Origin of the sequence: Cupriavidus sp. L7L, from assembly GCF_004353535.1 — a bacterium.
Taxonomy (GTDB): Bacteria; Pseudomonadota; Gammaproteobacteria; order Burkholderiales; family Burkholderiaceae; genus Cupriavidus; species Cupriavidus oxalaticus_A.
This window is the reverse complement of record NZ_SMNY01000006.1, coordinates 1-22,449: the sequence shown is the minus strand read 5'-3', so window position 1 is coordinate 22,449 and position 22,449 is coordinate 1. Positions and strand designations below refer to the sequence as shown.

15 protein-coding genes and 1 pseudogene are annotated in these 22,449 nt (G+C 65.3%); 9 read left to right on the top strand and 7 right to left on the bottom strand.

The window, feature by feature from the left end:
• Positions 1-8 precede the first annotated feature (8 nt).
• Positions 9-914 (top strand): LysR family transcriptional regulator, encoded by a 906-nt coding sequence (locus tag E1J61_RS05775; protein ID WP_133093178.1) that lies wholly within the window; start codon positions 9-11, stop codon positions 912-914.
• 28 nt (positions 915-942) lie between these two features.
• Here E1J61_RS05775 and E1J61_RS05770 read toward each other — a convergent pair whose 3' ends face one another.
• From E1J61_RS05770 to E1J61_RS05760, 3 genes are all read right to left on the bottom strand, one after another.
• A complete protein-coding gene (locus tag E1J61_RS05770) occupies positions 943-1,428 on the bottom strand; it encodes a hypothetical protein (protein ID WP_243736798.1) in 486 nt (161 codons plus the stop codon).
• A gap of 223 nt (positions 1,429-1,651) precedes the next feature.
• Positions 1,652-3,994 carry a cytochrome P450/oxidoreductase gene (locus tag E1J61_RS05765; protein WP_133093176.1) on the bottom strand — a complete coding sequence of 781 codons (2,343 nt, stop codon included), beginning with the start codon at positions 3,992-3,994 and terminating at the stop codon, positions 1,652-1,654.
• An 83-nt stretch (positions 3,995-4,077) separates the two neighbouring features.
• The gene (locus tag E1J61_RS05760; RefSeq protein WP_133093175.1) at positions 4,078-5,076 is read right to left on the bottom strand and encodes a tripartite tricarboxylate transporter substrate binding protein; all 999 of its coding nucleotides are present in this window, start codon (positions 5,074-5,076) and stop codon (positions 4,078-4,080) included.
• A gap of 146 nt (positions 5,077-5,222) precedes the next feature.
• Between E1J61_RS05760 and E1J61_RS05755 the strand changes: the two genes are divergently transcribed.
• Positions 5,223-6,074 (top strand): IclR family transcriptional regulator, encoded by an 852-nt coding sequence (locus tag E1J61_RS05755; RefSeq protein WP_133093174.1) that lies wholly within the window; start codon positions 5,223-5,225, stop codon positions 6,072-6,074.
• 101 nt (positions 6,075-6,175) lie between these two features.
• Positions 6,176-7,360, top strand: a complete 1,185-nt coding sequence (gene ampC, locus E1J61_RS05750) for a class C beta-lactamase (RefSeq protein WP_133093173.1) — start codon at positions 6,176-6,178, stop codon at positions 7,358-7,360.
• A 79-nt stretch (positions 7,361-7,439) separates the two neighbouring features.
• Here the strand turns inward: ampC and E1J61_RS05745 are convergent, their stop codons facing one another.
• The 3 genes from E1J61_RS05745 to E1J61_RS05735 all read right to left on the bottom strand — a co-directional run bounded on the left by E1J61_RS05745 (position 7,440) and on the right by E1J61_RS05735 (position 11,109).
• Positions 7,440-9,224: an acyl-CoA dehydrogenase gene (locus E1J61_RS05745; RefSeq protein WP_133093172.1), complete on the bottom strand. Its 1,785-nt coding sequence runs from the start codon at positions 9,222-9,224 to the stop codon at positions 7,440-7,442.
• Positions 9,225-9,454: 230 nt separating this feature from the next.
• Complete coding sequence (locus E1J61_RS05740; protein WP_133093331.1) at positions 9,455-10,390, bottom strand: AraC family transcriptional regulator; 936 nt, start codon at positions 10,388-10,390, stop codon at positions 9,455-9,457.
• A 203-nt stretch (positions 10,391-10,593) separates the two neighbouring features.
• Positions 10,594-11,109: a MarR family winged helix-turn-helix transcriptional regulator gene (locus E1J61_RS05735; RefSeq protein ID WP_133093171.1), complete on the bottom strand. Its 516-nt coding sequence runs from the start codon at positions 11,107-11,109 to the stop codon at positions 10,594-10,596.
• A 411-nt stretch (positions 11,110-11,520) separates the two neighbouring features.
• On the opposite strand from E1J61_RS05735, the gene E1J61_RS05730 reads away from it, so the two are divergent.
• Positions 11,521-11,913: a hypothetical protein gene (locus tag E1J61_RS05730; RefSeq protein ID WP_133093170.1), complete on the top strand. Its 393-nt coding sequence runs from the start codon at positions 11,521-11,523 to the stop codon at positions 11,911-11,913.
• Positions 11,914-12,003: 90 nt separating this feature from the next.
• On the opposite strand, the gene E1J61_RS05725 is transcribed toward E1J61_RS05730, so the two are convergent.
• Positions 12,004-13,383 carry an MFS transporter gene (locus E1J61_RS05725; protein WP_133093169.1) on the bottom strand — a complete coding sequence of 460 codons (1,380 nt, stop codon included), beginning with the start codon at positions 13,381-13,383 and terminating at the stop codon, positions 12,004-12,006.
• Between the two features lie 261 nt (positions 13,384-13,644).
• Between E1J61_RS05725 and E1J61_RS38160 the strand changes: the two are divergent.
• From E1J61_RS38160 to E1J61_RS05700, 5 genes and pseudogenes are all read left to right on the top strand, one after another.
• A pseudogene (locus E1J61_RS38160) lies at positions 13,645-13,925 on the top strand (integrase); the annotation flags it as partial.
• A gap of 691 nt (positions 13,926-14,616) precedes the next feature.
• On the top strand, positions 14,617-15,474 hold the full coding sequence (locus tag E1J61_RS05715; RefSeq protein ID WP_133093168.1) for a hypothetical protein: 858 nt from the start codon (positions 14,617-14,619) through the stop codon (positions 15,472-15,474).
• A complete protein-coding gene (locus E1J61_RS05710) occupies positions 15,467-15,913 on the top strand; it encodes a hypothetical protein (protein WP_133093167.1) in 447 nt (148 codons plus the stop codon). Before E1J61_RS05715 ends, E1J61_RS05710 begins: the two co-directional genes overlap by 8 nt.
• 61 nt (positions 15,914-15,974) lie before the next feature.
• Positions 15,975-16,832 (top strand): hypothetical protein, encoded by an 858-nt coding sequence (locus tag E1J61_RS05705; protein WP_133093166.1) that lies wholly within the window; start codon positions 15,975-15,977, stop codon positions 16,830-16,832.
• Positions 16,832-22,449 (top strand): cadherin-like domain-containing protein (locus E1J61_RS05700; protein WP_133093165.1); only part of this gene is annotated, 5,618 nt, incomplete at its 3' end. The genes E1J61_RS05705 and E1J61_RS05700, both read left to right, overlap by 1 nt.

Genomic DNA, 22,449 nt, shown 5'->3' with positions numbered 1-22,449 from the left:
AGATCCACATGCCTATCGATATCCGCGCGCTGCGCTATTTCGTCGAGACCGCGCGCCTGCACAGCTTCACCCAGGCGGCGAGTTCGCTGTTCGTCACCCAGTCGACCATCAGCAAGATGGTGAAGCAGCTCGAGGACGAGGTTGGCCAGCCGCTGCTGATCCGCGAAGGCAAGAGCGTGCGCCTGACCGACGTGGGGCGCGTGGTCTACGAACGCGGGCAGGAAGCACTTGGCGTAGTCCACCGGCTGACGCTGGAGGTGGCCGACCTGTCATCGCTGGGCCGCGGACAGCTGACGGTCGGCATCCCGCCGATGGTCAACCTGTTTTTTTCGCCGGCGGTCAGCGCGTTCCGGCAGCGCTATCCCAACCTGCAGCTGACGCTGGACGAGCACGGCGGGCAGGTGGTCGAGCAACTGGTCGCCAGCGGCGAACTGGAGGTCGGCGCCACGGTGCTGCCCGGAGACAGCGGCCTCGCGCTGGAGACAAGGCAGTTCGGCCGGCACCCGATCTGGGCGGTCGGGCCGCGCAAGGCGAAGTGGGCGCGCGGGCGCACGGTCACGCTGGGCGCGCTGCGCGACGAGCCGCTGGTGATGCTGACCGACGACTTTTCGCTGACGCGCAAGCTCAAACAGGCTTTCGTGGAAGCGCGCATCGAGCCGCGCATCGTGGCGCGCAGCGGCCACTGGGATTTCCTGGCGTCGATGGCGGCGGCCGGACTTGGCACCACCTTCCTGCCGCAGCCGCTGGCCGAGCGGATGCAGGGCCAGGACACGCTCGCCATGGCGCGCCTGACCGAACCGGCGATGGACTGGACCATGGCGCACATCTGGTCGCCGGGACGCTACCTGTCGCACGCGGCGCGCGCGTGGCTGGCGGTCTGCGACGAAGTCCTCGGGGAAGGAGAAAAGCGGTAGCGGCGCCAGTGTGTGCCTCAGTGCGCGCCTATTTGCGCAGGCACTGGTCCGGCGCGATATTCAGCCGCACCAGCGACTGCCGCCCCGCGGTGTAGTGGTACAGCAGCGTCACGCCAAGCTTGCCCAGCACCGGCACGTCCGGATTGCGGCAGATGCCGCGCTCAAGGATCGGCTTGGCCGATGCCATGTATTCGCGCGTGCCGTCGCGCGTGGCATCGACGCCCGACACCTTGAGCTGGAACTCGACGATCTTGCCGGGCCGGGTCACGCAGCCCTCGAAGCGCGTGGTGTCGTCCAGGTCCAGCGGGCCGGCGCGCATCAGCTCCTGGCAGGCCATCCGCAATTCGCGGTCGGCATTGCCGGCCGTCAGCCGCGTGACGCCGGTCATGCCGGTCGGCTTGCCGCGCACGGTGCCGAGCAGCAGGGTGGCGAGGCCGGAAAGCTGCTGGCCCTCCACCGGCGGCGCTGCCGGCGCGGCGGTGGCGGCCAGGGATGTGGCCAGGGATGTGGCCAACGCGGCGGCCACGGAAACAAGGACCGGCAGGGAGCGGTGGGGCGTCGCCGTCGAGGCGGCTGGGGTAAAGCGCATAAAGGGGCAGGGTGGGTTAGTTTTTTTGTAGCCTGCTACTTTAGCCCCTGCCCCCTGTTGCCGTTGTCAGGCATTGTCCTACGCGCCACGGCGTTGGCGTCGTGCGACGGGCTGTCGGAAGCACTTTGTGCCGATGCGGTCGCCGCCGTCACAGCTCCAGCACCAGCCGGCATCCGCCGGCCGCACGCGAGCAGCACGCCATCATCCGGTCGTTGGCGTCGCGCTCGGTGCGGGTCAGGACCACGTCTCGATGATCGACCTGGCCGGCCAGCACGCGCACTTCGCACGAGCCGCACAGGCCTTCCTCGCAATCGCTCTGCACGTCGATATTGGCGCCGCGCAGCGCCGCCAGCAGGGTCTGGCCGGCGGGCACCTCCATGACCAGTCCGGAGTCCTTCAGCTCGACGGTGAAAGGCTGTTCCTTCGACGCGTCCAGCGTGCCCAGCCGCGACACGAAATGCTCGACCCGCAGCGCGTCCTCCGGCCACGCCGCGCAGGCATCGGCGAGCGCATCGAGCAGCCGTTGCGGGCCGCAGGCGTAGACGTGGGTGCGCGGCTGCGGCGTGGCCAGCATGGCGGCGAAGTCGGCGCGGCGGCCTTCGTCGCCGGCGTAGACATGCAGGCGCTCGCCATGCAGGGCCTGCAGCGCGTCCAGCATCGCCATCGAGCCGCGCGAACGGCCGCAGTAATGGATCTCGTAATCGATGCCGAGCTGGCGCGCGCGGCGCGCCATCGCGCTGACCGGCGTGATGCCGATGCCGCCGGCGATGAAGATGGCGCGCGCGCAGCCCTCGTCGAAGCGGAAATGGTTGCGCGGGCCGCGGATGCGCAAGCGGTCGCCCGCGCTGACGCTGCCGTGCACCCAGGCCGAGCCGCCGCGGCTGTCGGGCTCGCGCAGCACGGCGATTTCCAGCGCGGCGGCATCGTCGGGGTCGCCGCACAGCGAATACTGGCGCGACAGCCCGGTATCGCCACACTCCACGTCGATATGCGAGCCCGGTGCCCAGCGCGGCAGCGGCTTGCCGTCCGGCGCCGCCAGTCGCAGCCGTACCACGCCGTCGGCGGCGGGGGCGATGCTTTCCACCACCACGGTGCGCGCGCTGGTGTGCGCCGACGGCTCGCCGATGCGCACGGGCTGGCGCTGCGCCAGCAGCGCGGGGTCGCGGCGCTCCGGGTTCTGCGCCGGGTCCCATTCGACCAGCAGGTGCTCGGGGCCGCGGAACGACGTGTTGGGCACGTAGGTGAAGGACTGTTCCGCCAGCCGCATATGCGGGAGCCGGCGCGTCAGCTCTTCCAGGAAGATCTGCATCTCCATGCGCGCCAGGTTCTTGCCCATGCACTGGTGCGAGCCGTAGCCGAAGGTCAGCTGCTCGCTGGCGTTGTCGCGGCGGATGTCGAACAGGTCGGCATCGGCGAAGTGGCGCTCGTCATGGTTGGCCGAAGAGGTCACGATCAGCAGCTTGCTGCCGGTGGCCAGGCTGATGCCGCCTACCTCCGTATCGCGCGTGACCAACCGGCGCCACGCCGCCACCGAGCCGTTGTGGCGCAGGCATTCTTCCACCGCGTTGGGGATCAGCGACGGATCCTCGCAGATCTCGCGCCATGTGTCGGGATGCTGCAGCAGCAGCTTGATCGCGTTGGCCGAGGCATTGGCGGTGGTCTCGTGCGCGGCGACGATGCCGGCCATCATCATCGAATGCAGGTAGGAGTCGGTGACGACCTCGGGCAGTGCCTTCTGCTTGCGCAGGCCGTACTGCATCCAGCCCGGACCCGACGGGTCCTCGCGCATCTTGTCGAGGATGCGCCCCGCCAGCTGCCAGAAGTTGCCGACGGCATGCGCGACCGCGACCTGTTCATCTGGCCGGGGCCGTCCCCACGTGTTGACGGTATGGGCAATGGAGTACTGGCGCAGCAGGTCCATGTCTTCTTCGGGCACGCCGAGGAAATGCAGTGCCACCGTCAGCGGCACTTCCCACAGCATCTGGTCGACCAGGTCGGCGCGGCCGTCGTCGATAAATTGGTCGACGTATTCGCGCGCCAGGCGCCGCACCATCGGCTCGTGATGCGCCAGCTCGGCGGGCGTGAACGGGTCCATCAGCGCGCGCCGGCGCGGCATGTGGGCCGGCTCGTCCTCGTTGACCAGCGTGCGGTTCATGGCATAGCCGTACGAGGCCAGCACCGCGTTGGCTGCATCGCCGGTGGGCGTGATCTTCTCCAGCGCGATCGACGGGCTGAAGGTGATGTTGTCGCGGAAGATCGCCTTGATGTCGTCGTAGCGCGTGACCACCCAGTAGCCCAGTTTGGGGCTGTAGAACACCGGTTCCTGCTCGCGCGACCAGCGCACGTATTCGGGCGGATCCTGCTGGTAGCCGTCGCCGAACGGATCGAACTCAGCCGCCTTGTGGCTGACCGGGCAGCCATTGGGGGCGGTGAAGGCGGAATGGTCGACGGGACAGCCGCCGCGCGCGGTATCGGGGGAGGGGGTGGCCATGCTGCGTACTCCTGCAAAAAACACTGCCGTCCGGGCGGGGCCGGACGGCCTCAAAGCGATACCAGGACCGAGGCGGGCGCCCCTCAGTTGTCCAGCGTGATCTTCAGGTCGCGGATCAGCTTGGTCCAGCGTGCCGACTCGGTGCGCAGCAGTTCGCTGAACTGCGCCGGCGTATTGCCCACCGGCTCCACGCCGAAGTCCACCAGCCGCTTGTTCACCGCCGGCTCGCGGATCGCCGCGACCACGTCCTTGTTCAGCGTGTTGATGACCTCCGGCGGGGTGGCGGCCGGCACCACCATGCCGACCAGCGCGGCAGCTTCGACGCGCGGATAGCCCAGTTCGGCGAAGGTCGGCACGTCGGGCAGCTGCGGCAGCCGGGTGGCATTGGCCACTGCCAGCGGCCGCACCTTGCCGCCCTTGATAAAGCCGGCGCCGGCGGCGTAGTCCACCATCATCGCGGCGACCTGGCCGGCGGCCACGTCGGACAGCGCGGGCGCGGCGCCGCGGTACGGCGCGTGCGTCATCGGCAGGCCACCGGCTTCGACCTTCAGCAGTTCCATCGCCAGGTGGTGCGGGCTGCCGGCGCCGGCGGAGCCATAGTTGACGCCGCCTTGCGTGGACTTCGCCTGCGTAATGAATTCCTTTGCGCTTTTCACCGGGCTGTTCGCGCCGACCACCAGGATCATCGGGAAGCGGCCCAGCAGCGTGACCGGCGCGAGGTCCTTGCCCGGGTGGTAGGACAGTGTCTTGTACAGGACCGGGTTGAACACCAGCGTGCCGTTGTCGGCGGACAGCACGGTATAGCCGTCTGCGGCCGAGCGCGCCGTCTCGGCCGCGCCGATCGCCGTGTTGCCGCCGGGCTTGTTGTCCACCACGACCGGCTGCCCGACCTTGGCCGACAGGCCCTGGCCGATGGTGCGCGCGAGGAAGTCGGAGCCGCCGCCGGCGGCGTACGGCACGATCCAGCGGATCGGCTTGGCCGGGTAGCTGTCGGCGGCGTGCGCCGGCAGCGTGGACAGCAGGGGCAGGACGAGCGCGCCGAAAGCGGCGATAGCCAGGCGCGGCAGCAGGGGGCGGGGCATGTGGTTGTCTCCGATGAATTTCTGTTTTGCGTAAATCTTATACGCATTGCGTAATCATTGAATGAGGGTTAACCTGAGGCCGCTCGCCCTACCGCCGCCCGACCAAGGCGTGGCCTAATCTGCCTGCCTTTGCCAACACCACTGCCATGCCCGCATCCCGCTCCAAGCCCGCCGCCCCCGAAACGCCTGCCGACGCCGCCTCGCCCCGCGCACGGGAGCGCCGCCAGCGCGTGCAGTCCGCTGTCACGGGCATGGCGGTGCTCAAGGGGCTGGCCAGACTGGGCGGGCGCGCCAGCCTGACCGCGCTGGCCGCGCATATCGACGAAAGCCCGGCCAAGGTGCATCGCTACCTGGTCAGCCTGCTGGAAGAGGGGCTGGTTGCGCAGGAATCCGGCACGCAGCAGTACCACCTGGGCTACGAGGCGCTGCAGATCGGCATGGCGGCGATGCGCCAGGCCGACCCGATCCGGCTGGCCGAAGCCTCGCTGGTGCGGCTGCGCGAGGCGCTGGAAGTGACGTGCTTTGTCGCGGTGATGGGCAACAAGGGCCCGACCATCATGCGTTTTGAAGAACCGGGCTTGCCGGTCACGGTGAACGTGCGCGCGGGGTCGGTGATGCCGCTGCTGTGGTCAGCCACCGGGCGCGTATTCCTGGGCCTGCTCGACGAAACCCGGGTGCAGGCGCAAGCGGCGGAAGAACTGGCAGAGGCTAGCCCGGCGCGGCTGGCATCGCTCGACCGGGACGACCCGATCGGCGCGCTGCGCCGCGCCGTGCAGGCCGACGACTGCGCCTGGGTGCGCGACACCAACCTGACCGGCATCAGCGCCGTGGCCGCGCCGGTACGCGACTACACCGGCCGCGTGTGCGCGGTGCTGACAGCGCTGGGCGCCACCGGCGGCTTCGATCCGTCGATCGACGGGCCGGTCGGCACCGCCGTGCGGCACGAGGCCCGCGTGGTCAGCGCCGCGCTCGGCTTCAACCCCGAAGCGGCGTCCTAACGTCCGGCTTAAGCGCCGGACCAGCCTGCACGGCATTGTGCGGTCCGCGCTCACATGCGTATATTCCTCGCGGATTGCCGACATTCCTGCCACTGCCTGACATGAAGACCCTTGCCCCCACGCGCCTCGCGGCGCTTGCCGCCGCCGGCCTCCTGTGCACGCCAGCCACGTACGCCGCCGACAAGGCCGACCCGCGCCAGCTCGAACGCGCCGTCAACGAGGCGATCGCGCCGATGATGAAGGCGCACAACGTGCCGGGCATGGCCATCGCGGTGACGGCCGGCGGCAAGCAGTACTTCTTCAACTATGGCGTGACGGCGAAGCGGGGCGGCAAGCCTGTCACCGAGTCGACCCTGTTCGAGATCGGCTCGGTCAGCAAGACCTTCACGGCGACGCTGGCGGGCTACGCGCAGGCGCGCGGTCTCATGTCGCTGTCGGATCCCGCCGGCAAGTACCTGCCTGCGCTTGCCGGCAGCGCGCTGGGCACGACCAGCCTGCTCGACCTTGGCACCTATGCGGCCGGCGGCCTGCCGCTGCAGTTTCCGGAGACGGTCGACAGCCCGCAGGCAATGACCGATTACTTCAAGGCCTGGCGACCGGCGTACGCGGCCGGTACCCACCGGCGTTACTCGAACCCCAGCATCGGCCTGTTCGGCTACCTCGCCGCGCGCAGCCTGGGCGAGCCGTTCGACGACCTGATGGAGAAGACCCTGTTTCCGGCGTTCGGCCTGAAGCGCACCTATATCCGGGTGCCGAAGCCGCTGATGCCGGACTACGCGTGGGGCTATACCAAGGACGACAAGCCGGCGCGCGTGACGCCGGGCGTGCTGGATTCCGAGGCCTACGGCGTGAAGACCACGTCTGCCGACATGATCCGCTTCGTCGAGGCCAACATGGCGCCGGCGGGGCTTGACGACAGGATGCAGCGCGCCATCGCCACCACGCGTACCGGCTACTTCAAGGTCGGCGGCATGGTGCAGGGGCTGGGATGGGAGATGTATGCCTATCCGACGCCGGTCAGCGCCATCCTGGCGGGCAGCTCGCCGCAGATGGTGTTCGAGGCCAACAAGGTCGACAGGCTGGAGCCGCCGCAGGCGCCAGGCGCCGATGTGCTGGTCAACAAGACCGGGTCGACCAACGGGTTTGGCGCATACGTCGTGTTCGTGCCGGCAAAGCGCATCGGACTGGTCATGCTCGGCAACAAGAACATGCCGGTGCCGGCGCGGGTGGAGGCCGCGTACCACATCCTGACAGTGCTGGACGGCGAGCTGGCAGCAAAGCGCTAGGGGAACGACCTCCAGTCGCGCAATAAAAAAAGCGGCCCGAAGGCCGCCTGTGTCTACTACGCTACGCGCTGAAGCGCGGTCAGAACTGCTCCGGCGTCAACGCATTGACCGGCGCGGCACCGCCGACGACGGCATCGCGCAGCGCCGTTGCCTGCGACAGGATGTGCTGTGCGAAGAAATGCGCCGTGGCGATCTTGGCGTCGTGGAAGTTCGGATCCTCGGCGCGCTTTGCATCCGCGGCCAGCATGGCCCGGCCCAGCTGCCAGCCCGAGAACACGATGCCGCACAGCTTCAGGTACGGCACGCTGCCGGCGAACACGGCATTCGGGTCCGACTTGGCATTGGCCACCACAAACTCGACCACCGCTTCCAGCGCCGCGCGGCCATTGGCCAGCTGCGCCTGGACCGCGGTAAAGGCCGCGCCGCCATGCTTGCCCAGCGCGGCCTCGGTCGCGGCGATCTGCGCGCAGATCGCGCGCGCCACCGCGCCGCCGTCGCGCAGGGTCTTGCGGCCGACCAGGTCGTTGGCCTGGATGGCCGTGGTGCCTTCGTAGATCGGCAGGATGCGGGCGTCGCGATAATGCTGCGCGGCGCCGGTTTCCTCGATAAAGCCCATGCCGCCATGCACCTGCACGCCGAGGCTGGTGACGTCGATCGACAGCTCCGTGCTCCAGCCCTTGACCACCGGCACCAGGAATTCATAGAACGCCTGGTTCTGCTTGCGCACGGCTGCGTCCGGATGCTGGTGCGCGGTGTCGCTGGCGGCGGCCGCCACGTAGGCGACGGCGCGGGCGCCTTCGGTCAGCGCGCGCATCGTCATCAGCATGCGCTTGACGTCGGGGTGGTGGATGATGGTGACGGCCTCGCGCGCCGAGCCGTCGACCGGGCGGCTCTGCACGCGCTCGCGCGCATACGCCACGGCCTGCTGGTAGGCGCGCTCGGACACCGCGACGCCCTGCATGCCGACGGCGAAGCGGGCCGAGTTCATCATGATGAACATGTACTCCAGGCCACGGTTCTCTTCGCCCACCAGCGTGCCGATGGCGCCGCCGTGGTCGCCGAACTGCAGCACGGCGGTCGGGCTGGCCTTGATGCCGAGCTTGTGTTCGATCGACACGCAGTGCACGTCATTGCGCTCGCCCAGGCTGCCGTCGGCGTTGACCAGGTACTTGGGCACGATGAACAGCGAGATGCCCTTGACGCCTTCGGGCGCGTCGGGCGTGCGGGCCAGCACCAGATGGACGATGTTCTTCGCCATGTCGTGCTCGCCGTAGGTGATGAAGATCTTGGTGCCGAAGACCTTGTAGGTACCGTCGCCCTGCGGCTCGGCGCGGGTGCGCACCGCGGCCAGGTCCGAGCCCGCCTGCGGCTCGGTCAGGTTCATGGTGCCGGTCCACTCGCCGCTGATCAGCCTGGGCAGGATGGTGGCCTTCTGTTCGTCCGAGCCGGCGGTCAGCAGCGCCTCAATGGCGCCGTCGGTCAGCAGCGGGCACAGCGCGAACGACAGGTTGGCGCTGTTCAGCATTTCGATGCAGGCGGTAGAAATCAGCTTGGGCAGGCCCTGGCCGCCAAATTCCTGCGGATGCAGCACGCCCTGCCAGCCGCCTTCGCCGAACTGGCGGAAGGCATCCTTGAAGCCGGGAGTCGTGGTGACCACGCCATCCTTCCAGCTGCTCGGATCCAGGTCGCCGGTGCGGTTGAGCGGCGCCAATACCTGTTCGTTGAACTTGGCGGCTTCGTCGAGCACGGCCCCGGCCGTTTCCGGCGTGGCTTCCTCGAAGCCGGGCAGCTGGCTGACAGCTTCAAGACCTGCGAGCTCGTTCATCACGAACAGCATGTCTTTGAGCGGGGCACGGTAGGTCATGGATGTCTCCTGTCTGTACGTTGGTACGTCTTTGTTCCTGGGTGGCGCGCAAGCCATGGCGCCTGGCCGCAATGCGGGCCGTGATCGGTGATTAACGAGATCGTAACGCGGGAAGCGCCGGCCGCGGCTATCCAAAGCTGCCCATTCATTGACGAAACCTGCCGCCCTGCGCAAACCGGCGCGCGGGAATGCGCACCGGCTGGCGGGCCCCGGCCGGGTGGCAGGATTTGTCAGGCGCTCGCGGGCATGGTGCGGTAGGCCTTGGGCGTGCTGCCGGTCCAGTTGCGGAAGGCGCGATGGAAGGCGGTAGGGTTGTCAAAGCCGATATCGAAGGCGATCTGCGCGATCGCGTCCGTGGTGCGCGTCAGCCGCTGGATGGCAATGTCCCGGCGGACCTCGTCCTTGATCGCCTGGAAGGTGGTGCCCTCGGCGGTGAGCCGGCGGCACAGCGTGCGCACGGAGAAGTGCAGGTCCTGCGCCACCGCTTCGATGGTCGGCGTCGCCGGCAGGCATTCGGCCAGGTACTGGCGCACATGGTGGCACACCATCTGTTCCTCGAACGAGACGAAGATCCAGTCCTCGGGCGCGCGCGCCAGGAATTTCTGCAGGTCGGCCTTGCGCCGGCGCACCGGCATGTCCAGGTAGGCCTCGTCGAACCTGAGCAGCGTCTGGCGGCCGCCGAACTGCACCGGGCCGGGAAACAGGTAAAGCGAATCGCTGGCGCGCGGCGGCCGCGGGAAATCGAACTCCACCCGGGTCAGCGGGATGCGCTTGCCGATCAGCCAGGAGGCAACGCCGTGGACCAGCTTGAGCATCAGCTCGCTGCCCAGCGCGCTGACGCCGGGGCCGGCCGGGTCGGCATGCAGCACGACCTCGCCGATGCCGTCCTCGCGCCCGGACTCGAGCCGGAAATCGTCCAGGATCAGGTGGAAGAACTGGCCGAAGCGGTGCAGCGCCACCTCCAGCCGCGGCGCATCCAGCAGGCTCAGGCACAGGAACTTGAGCGTGCCGTTGCGCAGCGGCCGGCTGAAGATGCCGGGCATCTCGTCGTCCAGCTCCATCGCGAGTTCGCGGTAGAGCGTGGAAAACTGTTCCTCGGTCACGCGCGCGGCCGGGGCCTGCAACAGGCCGCCCGGGATCCCGGCGCGCTCCGCCAGCCGCGCCATGGCGGCAGGGTCGGCACCGGACAGGAAGCCGTTGACCAGTGAAATCGGGACGGTGGCGGTGAACTGGGTCAATGTCGCGGGACGGGCAAGGCGGTACGGAAGCGGGGCGGTGCGTGGCTTATTTTGTCATAGCCCGGCGGGTGTCGGCGGCGCTACGGATGTCGTTGCTGGCCGTGTCGAGCATCGCGACACCGTGGCCGGTCCTACGCGGACCGTGCCGGTTCCTCCGGCGCGTGCGCGCTGGGGGCCGCCTCCATATGGACGCCGGCCAGGCCGGCGTTGAGCTGGTTCAGGAAATGGACCAGCGAAACCTTGTCGTCGAAGCCGAAACTCGCCAGTGCCTGGCGGTAGAACTCATAGATCCTGGGTTGCAGGCCGTTCCAGAACTCGCGTCCCTTTGCCGTCAGCACGACCTTCTTGGCGCGGCGGTCCACCGTGTCGGCAACCCGCTGGACATGCTTTTCCCGCTCCAGCCGCTTGAGCACGCCATCGAGGCTTTGCCGGCTCACCACAAGGTATTCCGTCAGTTCGGAGAACGACATGCCTTCCGCTACCTGCGGCCGCGACAGCGCCCCCAGCACGGACCACTGCACGGTGGTAATGCCGAGCGACTTGCTGGTCTGCCGGTCAAGCGTATTGCCGGCCTGGAACAGACGGAAGAACAGCCGGTTATGGACGGCTGCGTCGGACGGGTCGTACGTGGAGTCTGGTTTGGTCATGGTGTGGGTCTGACACTGGCCGCCGTGGGCTTGCCATGGGTGTGCCTATTCTAAGCGGCGGGGAGCACACACGTGCGCGGGGCGAAGGGAAAGGGTGGCGGCCTGAGCCCTGGCGGGATCCGCCACAATGTATGCTGTAGCTCTCTTCGGCACTATTTGCGCAATGATCATGATTGTTATTTTTGCGTTTATGCCGATGAAATATGGACATGAAGCGGATACATAGATAAATATAAGTAATGATATTGACGTATAAGTAAGGCGTGCCTAGTATTCTTCGGACTCTTGCTACAAAAGGCTCGGCCATGACCATCAAGCTCCACCATGCAGGCGATGTCGCCACCGTCGACCGCCCGGCGCGCTTCGTCGGCCGCTGAGCGGTTGCTCCGCCGGCCAGCTAGGACACAGAACATGGAAGTGGCACAAGCCGCGCGACCCCACCGGTCAACACAGCCGGAAATGGGCATCGCCGACATGCTCCATCACATCCGTGCCGCGGCCCGGACCATCCAGGCCGAAGCAAGGCGCCAATGGCCCGGCGACGCCAATGCGGTGACACGCCGCCTCAGCCGCCTGCTGTCGCTGGCCATGCGCCAGCAATCCGCGCTGGACATTGCGGTGATCCTGGGCAGTGCCGCAGAGCTTCGCTATTTTCCAGACGATGCCGCGCTGGAGCGGTGTACGCGCATGGTCGAGTCCCACGGCGGCAAGGCCATGCGTGCGGTCGTGTGGGCGGTCCGGCATCGCCGCGTGCGGGCCGGCGTAACGATTACCCGACGCTTTATCGTCGACGCGGTCGACTGACCTCCAATGACAATGGCGGGCCCGGCATCTAGCCGGCCCGCCATTTCCTTATCGCGGCGCGCAGTCGCGCCGCGCGCCGCCAGGACGCCGTCAGCTGCGCGCTTCAGCCACGCCCGGCATGACCGAAGCCGGCGCCACGCTTGCCGCGGCATCGGCGTGCAGTTCCGATGCCGACAGCCGATGGTTGATGCACGACAGCGCCAGCGCACCGACGATCCCCGCCGCGCCGATGACCAGGAAGTTCTGCGCCAGCGGCAGCTGCAGCGAAACGATCAGCCCGATCAGTACCGGCGCCGCGATGGCGCCGAGCCGCCCGATGCCCGAGGCCATGCCAACGCCGCTCGAACGGATCGACACCGGATAGAACTGGCCGCTGTATGCATACGCGACGATCTGCGCGCCGGTAGTGCAGGCACCCACCGCGCCGATCAGCAGGTAGAGCATCTCGGTCGAGGTCTTGAACGTCATCAGGTACAGGAACGCCCCGCCGAGCAAATACATCACCACCAGCACCCACTTGATATGGAACCGGTCGGCCAGCCAGCCGCCGCCAATCGCACCGACCACCGCGCCTACGTTCAGCGCGATCACGAAGCTGAGCGCCGAACCCAGGCTGTAGCCCGACATCGCCATCAGCTTGGTCAGCCAGGTGCTGAGCGCATAGACCATGAACAGGCCGGTGAAGAAGGCGATCCAGAACATGACCGTGCTGAAGCCGCGGCCGTCCTGGAACAGGCGGGCCACCGGCACGCCGCTTGCGCGGTCCTGCTGCGATACGCGGAAGGTTGCGCCGGCATCCAGGCGCAGTTGCGGGTCGATGCGCTGCGCGAGGGCGCGCAGGTCCTTTTCGTTCTGGCGCGACACCAGGAACGACAGCGACTCCGGCATCGTCTTCAGGATGAACGGGATCAGGAGCACCGGCACGCCGGCCGCGAAGAACACGATCTGCCAGCCAAACCCGGCAATGAACTGCTTGCCGATCACCGCGGCCAGGATACCGCCGATGGCATAGCCGGAGAACATCACCGTGGTCATGAAGCTGCGGATCTTGCGCGGCGAGTATTCCGTCATCTGCGCGACAATGTTGGGCATGACGCCGCCGATGCCAAGGCCGGCGATAAACCGCATCACGCTGAACGTAACCGGATCGCTGGTCAGGCCCGCGGCCGCGGTGAACACGCTGAACAGGAACACGCACAGCGAGATCGTCCAGCGCCGGCCGATCCGGTCTGACAGGGCGCCCAGGAAGATGGCGCCGAACATCATGCCGAACAGCGCCGAACTCGCCATGAAGCCGGCCGTCGACGCGGTGACGCCCATCTCCTTCATGATCGAAGGCAACGCGGCACCCGCAACGGCGATGTCATAGCCGTCGATGATGATCACCAGCAGGCACCAGGCCAGGACACGCGCATGGAATCGGTTAAAGCGGGCGTTGTCGGCCAGCTTTTGTACATCAATGTGCTGCATTCTGTGTCTCCTTCACCAATTTCTTTTTGAACGCTCAACAAGCGGCGAGGCCCTCCGGACCGGCCCCTGGCCTGGGCTGGACGGACTATGGTTGATGCGTGGTTATACGTCAAGATCATTACTTATATAGCGGAGGAAACCTAGGGTTTTTCCCGTGAAGAAGTGCTGATTAGCGGTTATTCAGTCAATAAGTTGATTTATCAAGTCTGTAATGAGGTGCCCTTTCATGGGACGCATTCAGCGGCGCTGTTCGCGGGTTTCCTGTGGGCGCTCGTCGAGCGCAAGCGTCCGCTGTCGTCGCTCACTCCCGGGGACGCAATGGCCTACCGCGCCTTTCTACGCCGGCCGACCAGGCACAAGCGCGGCTGGGACCGTCCCGGCCACGCACCTCGCCTGGGTAGCGGCCATTTGCGCAGGGCCGTCCGTCCCGCCCCACGGCCTACGCGTTGTCGGTACTGGCGGCCATGTTCCGTTGGCTGATTCAGCCGTTCGGCTTCTTTGCGATAGGCCACGCTGCTTGGCCGGCGACTCGTGCAGCGCGAGCGACGCCGGCGCTGCGCGAGTCCTAATAGAGGCATAGAACATCCGATTTTCTCCGAGAAGTCCGCTTGGAAATTGGTAGGCAGATTTCCTGGCCGTAGCGGCTCGACATCATGCCGAAACCCATCTGATTAAGTTTCGCCATGACAGAAGTGAATAAGCGTTAAATGTTATTCACAAAAACCCTATTGCGGGCGGAACGCGGTCTCGTTACGGTGCCGAACTAGCAAGGGGGCGAGAGTAAAGCCTCTACCGCGCATAATCGCCCTTATATCTGATATTGGATCTCCGAAAAAAGATTCAGAATCGTCCGATGGTTCTCTGGCGAAAGTATAGGTACGCTGGATTTGCAATCCGCGTATGGGTTTGCCCACGCCGCTGACGACACGACGACGTCGTTCCGCAAAAAAGCAAGAACATGGAGTCGGCAGCATGCGAGTTTTCTGCCAATTCAGTTTCGTCCCGAGTTGAGGCGTTCGCCGCGGGGCCGCACGGTGGTGGCCATCAAGTCGACGGCGTGGTGCTAAGCGCAGTGGTGCCCAATGCAAAGCTACTCGCCGGTGGCGGGAAGTCATGCACAGATTGCCAGCTTGGTGACGTTGGATCGCACCGTCGCGACTCGCCAGCGCCGGTTGAGATCATCAAGGCACGAACCGTGAACACATTGTCGTATGAACCCGGAAGGCTAGCGGCATGAAAAGACTACTGAAGGCCCTGGGCAAGGTAGCCCTGATCGCAGGCGCCATTGTCCTGCTTGGTGGGATGGCGCTGTATATCTACTCGCTGGATCGACATGATCTTCCGCCCTTTGACCATGCCAAGGCGGCAGTCCTTCCGGCCAAAACCCGCGCGCAATACGAGCGAGATTTGTTCAACGAGATCCGCGAATGGAACACGGGGACGCCAAAGTATATGGGGAAAAATGGTACCAACCGCCGTGAAGCGGACTGGCTCGCCATGGCGAGGGATGGCTACGAACTGGCCTACATCACCTTGCAAATCCTGCAGCCGTCAACCGGCATTCGCTATGAAATCAAGAAGCCGTTGGCTCGCCTCTCCGAATTAGCGGAGAGTGGGGACGCCGGCGCGATGTGTTTGTACCCCGAACTCAGCAACATGGGGTCAGGCGATGAACGGGCCAAGTATCGGGAACAAGCCTTGGCGTATTGGCGTCGGGGCACGGAACTCGAACATCCAGGATGCCTGAGCAGTGTCGGCTTCTTCCTCATGACGGGCATTCAGGGATTTCCAAAGGACGTGCAAGCAGGGTTCGAGGCGTCGGTCAAGGCGGCTCGCGCTGGATACGATGGTGCCGTCTCCATTTCGGTTTACGTCACCCGGCAAGAGTTGACCAGCGCCAAGGACTGGACGCGGTACTACTGCTGGAAAACCCAGGCCAGCAAGTACAGCAGCCATTCGGACCCTAGAGATGCCTTGTGGAAGCTAAGAAATCAATCCGGGAGGTCTGACAGCGATGCGCTCGCCAACAAACTCGAGACTTGGCACCCGACACTGGACGAATGTGTTGCCCTGAAGCTGGGAGATGAGTGATGGCGGGATCGATTGCACAGTGGCGCAGCCAAGAAGCACAACTGCGTGCCCAACTTGTAAAGGCGACGGACCGTGTGGATGCCCTCGGCAATACTGCTGGGGCAACCTCCCAACAGATCGCCCAAGCCAGGAGCGCCAGCAGCTTGAAATTACCCGTGACGCGCTGAACACCCGGGCCGGCGAATTCCAGCAGTTTGCCAACGACAACAAGCTGCAGCCTCAGTCCGCTACTCCGGTGAAACTGGATGGCAAGGCCTACTACGACAACGGCCATACCGAGTGGGACCATGCCGAAACCCAGATGATGGAGCTTTGCCATGACATGCCGCTCGCTTGCCTATCGGCGGATGCCGGCCCTGGCGCAAGAAAAGTGAATAAACGTGAATTCACAAAAACCCTATTGCGGGCGGAACGCGGTCTCGTTACGGTGCCGAACTAGCAAGGGAGGCGAGAGCGCGAACCGTAAACACATTGTCGTATGAACCTGGAAGGCTAGCGGCATGAAAAGACTACTGAACGGCCTGGGCAAGGTAGCCCTGATCGCAGGCGCCATAGGCTTGCTCGGCGGGATGGCGCTGTATGCCTACTCGCGGGAGCGACATGATCTGCCGCCCTTTGACCATGCCAAGGCGGCAGTCCTTCCGGCCAAGACCCGCGCGCAATACGAGCGAGATTTGTTCAACGAGATCCGCGAATGGAACACCGGGACGCCCAAATATATGGGGAAGGATGGTACCAACCGCCGTGAAGCTGACTGGCTCGCCATGGCGAGGGATGGCTACGAACTGGCCTACATCACCTTGCAAATCCTTCAGCCGTCAACCGGCATTCGCTATGAGATCAAGAAGCCGTTGGCTCGACTCTCCCAGTTGGCGGAGGGTGGGCACGCGGGCGCGATGTGTTTGTACCCCGAACTCAGCAACATGGGGTCAGACGATGAACGGGCCAAGTATCGGGAGCAAGCCCTGGCGTATTGGCGGCGCGGTGCGGAACTCGAACACCCGGGATGTCTGAGCAGTGTCGGCTTCTTCCTCATGACCGGCATTCAGGGATTTCCAAAGGACGTGCAGGCAGGGTTCGAGGCTTCGGTCAAGGCAGCCCGCGCTGGATATGACGGAGCAAGTTCCGTTGCAGTCTACCTAGCACGGCAAGGGATGACCAGCGCCACGAATTGGACAAGGTACTACTGCTGGCAGGTTCAGGCTAGCCAATTCATCACACAAGCGGATCCGTGGATCGTGTTGCGTAAACTAAGGCGTCAATTGGAATCATCAGACGGCCAAGCGCTTGCCGCCAAGCTCGAGGCTTGGCGCCCAACTCTAGAAGATTGCATCGCGCTGAAACTTGGAGATGAGTGATGGCGGGACCAATTGCACAGTGGCGAAATGACTTAGCGCGGCTCGATGCTCAGCTTGACCGGGCGAGGGAACGAGTGGCGGACCTACGGAAACCCGGGGCAGGGGCAACGGATCAACAAATCATCCAAGCTCGCCTCGGCGAACTCGCGGCCGTCAAGCAATACAACGACTTCCTCGACACCGCCAAGCAAGGCTACAACATGGCGAGGCAGTACGAACAACGGCTAAGTAATAGTCGGAATCTGTCGGACTTGGAGCGCCAGCAGATTGAAAATACCCGTGACGCGCTGAACGCCCGGGCCGGCGAGTTCCAGCACTTTGCCAACGAGAACAAGCTGCAGCCTCAGTCCGCTACTCCGGTGAAACTGGATGGCAAGGTCTACTACGACAACGGCCATACCGAGTGGGACACCAGCACCTTCAAAGGCATGGCAGGTGCAGCAGGCGACTCCATCAAGAGCGCGCTGCCGTTGTTGGCTGACTGGATGACGCCGAACAACGCCAGCAATAACATGGCGTGCAATTCCGCACTTGGCACCCTGATGGGGATAGCGCAGGGGAAGGTGTACCCAATTCCCGACGCCACAGGGCATGCCGGCGTCAATGGTGCCATGGGAAAGATGTGGGACCTGGCCAAGGAGAAGGCCGGGGACACCACCCAGCCGGGCGATTTCTTTTGCGGCGCCGCATATCCCAAGACCGATCCGATGGTGGACGAGCTTCGACGGAACGGCCTTATCAGTGATGCGCCGTTGCCTGAAGGGCTTGACCCGGAGCAGTACGTGGTCGTCAAGGTCCCCGCGGATCTACTGACGTCCGCCGTCATGGCCCAGCTGGTAGAACAGGCCGTCCGGAATGGGGATATCTCGCCTGAGCACGCACGCACCTTGCTTGGTGAGCTTGACGCGACGATGGCCAATCGCGGGTATGCCACGAGCCTAGTGGACGACTACGGCACGGCCGGTATTGATTTTGAGCCGATCCCTGGAGCAGTTCCGGATCCAGCGACGATACTCGGTTTGACGCCCATCGGCGAGGTGAATGGTGTTCCTGTCTATCCTGACGATACCTATGAGCCGGGGTTGCAGGACGGCGCTTATGACCCCGGCGCGGGAGACGACCGGTCCGACGCCGCGGCCGACCAAAGTGGCCTGGGTGCGATCCAAAGCATGCTGTCGCTGCTTCAGGCGATCGAGTCCGGCGATACCAAAACCATTGTCGTTGCCGCCGCGGCGCTTCTCGCGAATCTGGACAAGGCCACGGGACTCAATGGTCTTCCCGGCGGCACTGCCTCAGGGTTGAATGCGTTGGCCGCCGGTCTCAACCTGGTCACGGCGATCGAGGATGGCAACGGCCTTGGCATCGCCGCCTCGAGTCTGAACCTGGCGAGCCAGGCCGCAGCCTTATACGCTGGCATCTTGCGGGATCAAGGTGTCACGGCCTTTCTGTCGGAATCCCCTGCGGCCGGCTCGCTGATGGAGTTGGGGAGCGAAGTTGCCCAGTATGCCAGCTACGTTGCCGTGGTAGCGAGCCTCGTCTCACTCGCCATTGCCATCGATGACGGCAACGGGTTCCACGTAGCTAGCGCGTCCCTGGGCGTGGTTGCCTCTGCACTGGCTACCACTGCGGCGTACTCTAGCTGGTCCGGACCCGTTGCCTTCGCTGCGGTGGCGGTGGCCTATATTGGCTCGTTCCTGTCCGAGAAGGACTTGCCGACCCTCGAAGGCGAGGCCACGGCAGTCTGGAACCCGGATGGCAGCATTCACGTCCTGACCACCGTGGACACCGAGCAAGGCGGCGCTACGCCGACGAAGCTGCTGGAAAATCTCGTCAATGGAATGCAGCAGTCGCTGGTCAGCCAGGTCGACGCCGACGGCAATCCGCTGTATGCCATCATTCCGCAGCGCCTGCCAACCATCGGCTATGCCTACGATCCGGATGGGTACTGGGGCAACGAGTCCGTGACCTTCGGGCATGCTGCGGCCGGTCACTTGTACCTCAAGTGGATCGACGAGAACGGGCAGGAGCAGACGCGATACTTCGACAGCGCCGGCAGCCGCAACCAGGAAGGCCAAGCTTCCCTGGCAGAGGAATTCATGGCCCATGCGCTCAAGGCGGTCGTGCCAGCATGGGAAGCCGAGACTGTGCTGGCGGCGATGAACGAGCACGGCGCACTGACGGCGCCGACTACAGGCAGTATTGACGAGAACCGGGCGCGAGTCGCGCAGCAGTTGCACAACCCGGACTGGCAGCAGCCGGACGAAGCTGCCGGGCTGCCCGAAGCAGATGCCGACGGCATCCACCAGAACTTCACGGCGCTGACGGTCGACCTCAAGCCGGAGCTGCCGACCAGTGTGAACACCGGCCGTATCGGCCGAAACGTCGATCTGGATGCCTACATCGAGCAGACCGACTGGGTGCAGGCCAACCAGGGCATCCTGTCGATCGACCTGAATGGCGACGGCCTCATCGGGCAGAACGAGATCCTGACCAACGATGCGGCCGCGGCGCATGCGCGCAACAGCCTGCAGTGGCTCGACGTCAACCATGACGGCAGGCTTGATGCCGACGACCCGGCCTTCAAGGCCCTCGGAATCTGGCTGGACGTGAACCGCAATGGCCAGACCGACGACGGCGAATTCGCCTCGTTCCTGGACCGGGGGATCGCCAGCCTGGATTTCACCAGTGTGCCGCCTGTGCTGCGCGCGGCCGATGGCAGCGCTCTCGCGATCACGGAGCAGCATCTGGCCGCTGACGTGCGTGGCGATTACTACCAAGCCGCATTTGCCGATATCGATGGGGATGGCAAGGCCGATGCCTTTGCCGGCATGCTGCACGCCAAGGAAGGCGGCGAGACCGTTCTCAACGCGGTGGTCACCCACGACTATACGGGCGAGGCGGGCCACACGCACGGCGGTGTTGCCAATGATAACGCCAGCGGCGAGATGGGCGTGGACGAGGGTAGCGACCAGGTCCGTACGGGAAGCGACCGCCGGCATGAGCAGGCGCTGGCGGAGGACGTGATCGCCGCGGACGATATTCGCGTGAGCAGCGGTGCAGCGCAGTCGGATGTCGGTCAGACTACGCAAACCAGCGTGGACCAGAGCGATGCGCGGCTGGCTTCATCCGGCCAGACCAGCGCCAGCCAGCCGCAGACGGTAGCCACCATCCGGCAGAATGATCCGCGTCTCACCAGCGCGCCGCCGGCGACGGCCGCCGACGCCTTCGCGGCCGTCCGTAACGAGTGGATCAAGAGCGCGCAAAGTCCCCTCGCCGGCACCGGTGCCCTGATCGGCGTGGGCATCGGTGCGGTGGCAGTCCCGGCCGATGCCGCTCTGTTGGATGACAGTCAACTTGGCGCAGGTAACGTCGATACGGTCGGGAACAACACCATCAGCCACCTGCCGGCGGAGGGGCCGGGCAACACAGCGGCCTCGCCGGCGGCGCCGGCGTTTGTGCCCGTCCCAGTCGAATCCCTGCCGGCCAGCAGGCGAACGCAGGCCGACAGTGTTGCTGATGTGCTGACGGTGGCGGTCACGCCGAGCCAGGTCACGTCCGTCCCTCATGTCGAGGAGCCGATCCCCGCGGCCAGTGGCGCCGTCTCAACGCAGGACAGCGCATCCCAGCCACCGCAGGCTGGCGACGATGTCCGCCTGGCGCCTCCCGATGTGACCGACGAACAGGTGATCGGCGTCGAGGACACGCGCTATGTCATCGATACCGCGATCATCCTGGCCAACGACACCACGAAGAACACGGTCACGCAGCCGCTGCGCCTGATCTCGGTCTATGGCGCCGAGCACGGTACCGTGTCGTTGGCCATCGATGCCGATGGCGTGCAACGCATCCGATTCACCCCGGACGCCGATTACTGGGGACCGGCCCGCTTTCGCTACGTCGTGCAAGACCAGTATGGCCTGCAATCGATGGGCCGGGTGAACCTGGACATCGCCCCGGTCAACGATGCGCCGGTCACCGCGGGCGAGAACGTCGCTTCCGACGAAGATACCGGGATCCTGCTGACCTCGGCGCAGCTGCTGGCCAACGACTACGACGTCGATTCGCCCACGGTGGGCGATGTGCTACGTATCGTGGCGGTCTCCGAGGCCCAGCACGGGCTGGTGAAGCTGGACGCGGACGGCAACGTCCGCTTCCTGCCCAATCACGACTACTTCGGGCCGGCCAGTTTCACCTATTGGGTGTCTGACGGCAATGGCGGCCTGACGCCGGCCACCGTCACCCTGGAGATCCGCCCGGTCAACGATGTCCCGGTCGTCACCGATGAGACCGTCAGCACCGACGAGGATACCGTGCTGCTGATCCAGCAGGCGGCGCTGCTCAACAACGACTGGGATGTCGACAATCCACGCAGCGACCTGAATGTGTTCTCGGTGAGGGCCGGCCAGCACGGCACCGTCGAACTGCTGCCGGACGGGCAGATCCGCTTCGTGCCCGAGCAGGACTTCTACGGTACGGCGACCTTCTTCTATACCGTGACGGACGGTGCCGGTGGCTACACCGAAGCCATGGCGATGGTGGATCTTGCCCCGGTGAACGATGCACCCATCGTCACCGGCGAGCAGTTCGGCGGCACTGAGGATGAGGCAGTGACCTTCAGCGCCGCGAGCCTGCTGGCGAATGACCGGGACGTCGATGACGCGCAGTCATCGCTCAAGCTGGTGGCGGTGGGCAATGCGCTGCATGGCGAGGTACGACTCAATCCGGACGGCTCGGTCCAATTCATTCCCGACGCGGACTATTTCGGGGCGGCCAGCTTTGAGTACACGGTAGCCGATCCGCACGGAGCCAAGACGACCGGCCGGGTCGATATCGACCTCGCGCCCGTGAACGATGCCCCTCGGCTGACGGACGATGTCATCGCAAGCAGCGAGGATACCGCGCTCACCATCGAGCAGGCCGCGCTGCTGGCGAATGACCGTGACGTGGACAACCCGCACGATGCCCTCGCCATCACCAAGGTGGGCAAGGCCAGCCATGGCACCGTATCGCTGAACCCGGACGGCTCCATTCGCTTTGTGCCTGACCAGGATTTCTTTGGCGAGGCCAGCTTTACCTACGAGGTGAGCGATGGTGTCGGTGGCGTCTCGACCGCGACGGCCACCGTCCATGTGGCGCCGGTCAACGACGCCCCGATCGCCAACGACAACATCGTCGACGGACGCAAGGGCGTGGCCATCACCATGACGGCTGCGGCGCTGCTGACCGATGACTTTGACATCGATAACCCGCACGACGACCTGCGCATTGTTGGCGTGGCGGATGCTGAGCACGGTACCGTGCGCCTGAACGCCCATGGCTCGGTCACCTTCCTGCCGGATCCGGGCTATGGGGGCTTTCCAGGCGCGGCGGGGCACTTCACCTACACTATCGCCGATGGCGCCGGTGGCTTTGCCACGGCCACCACCTCGGTCAACCTGGAGAAGATCAACACCACGCCGGTCGCGGTCGATGACGGCTTCTCTGGCTATGAGAATACGCCGTTCATCATCAACACGGCGCAATTTCTGGCCAATGATAGCGACCCCGACGGGGACACGCTGACGATTGCGCAGGTTGCCAATGCCCAGCACGGCACGGTCGAGGTTCAAGCTGACGG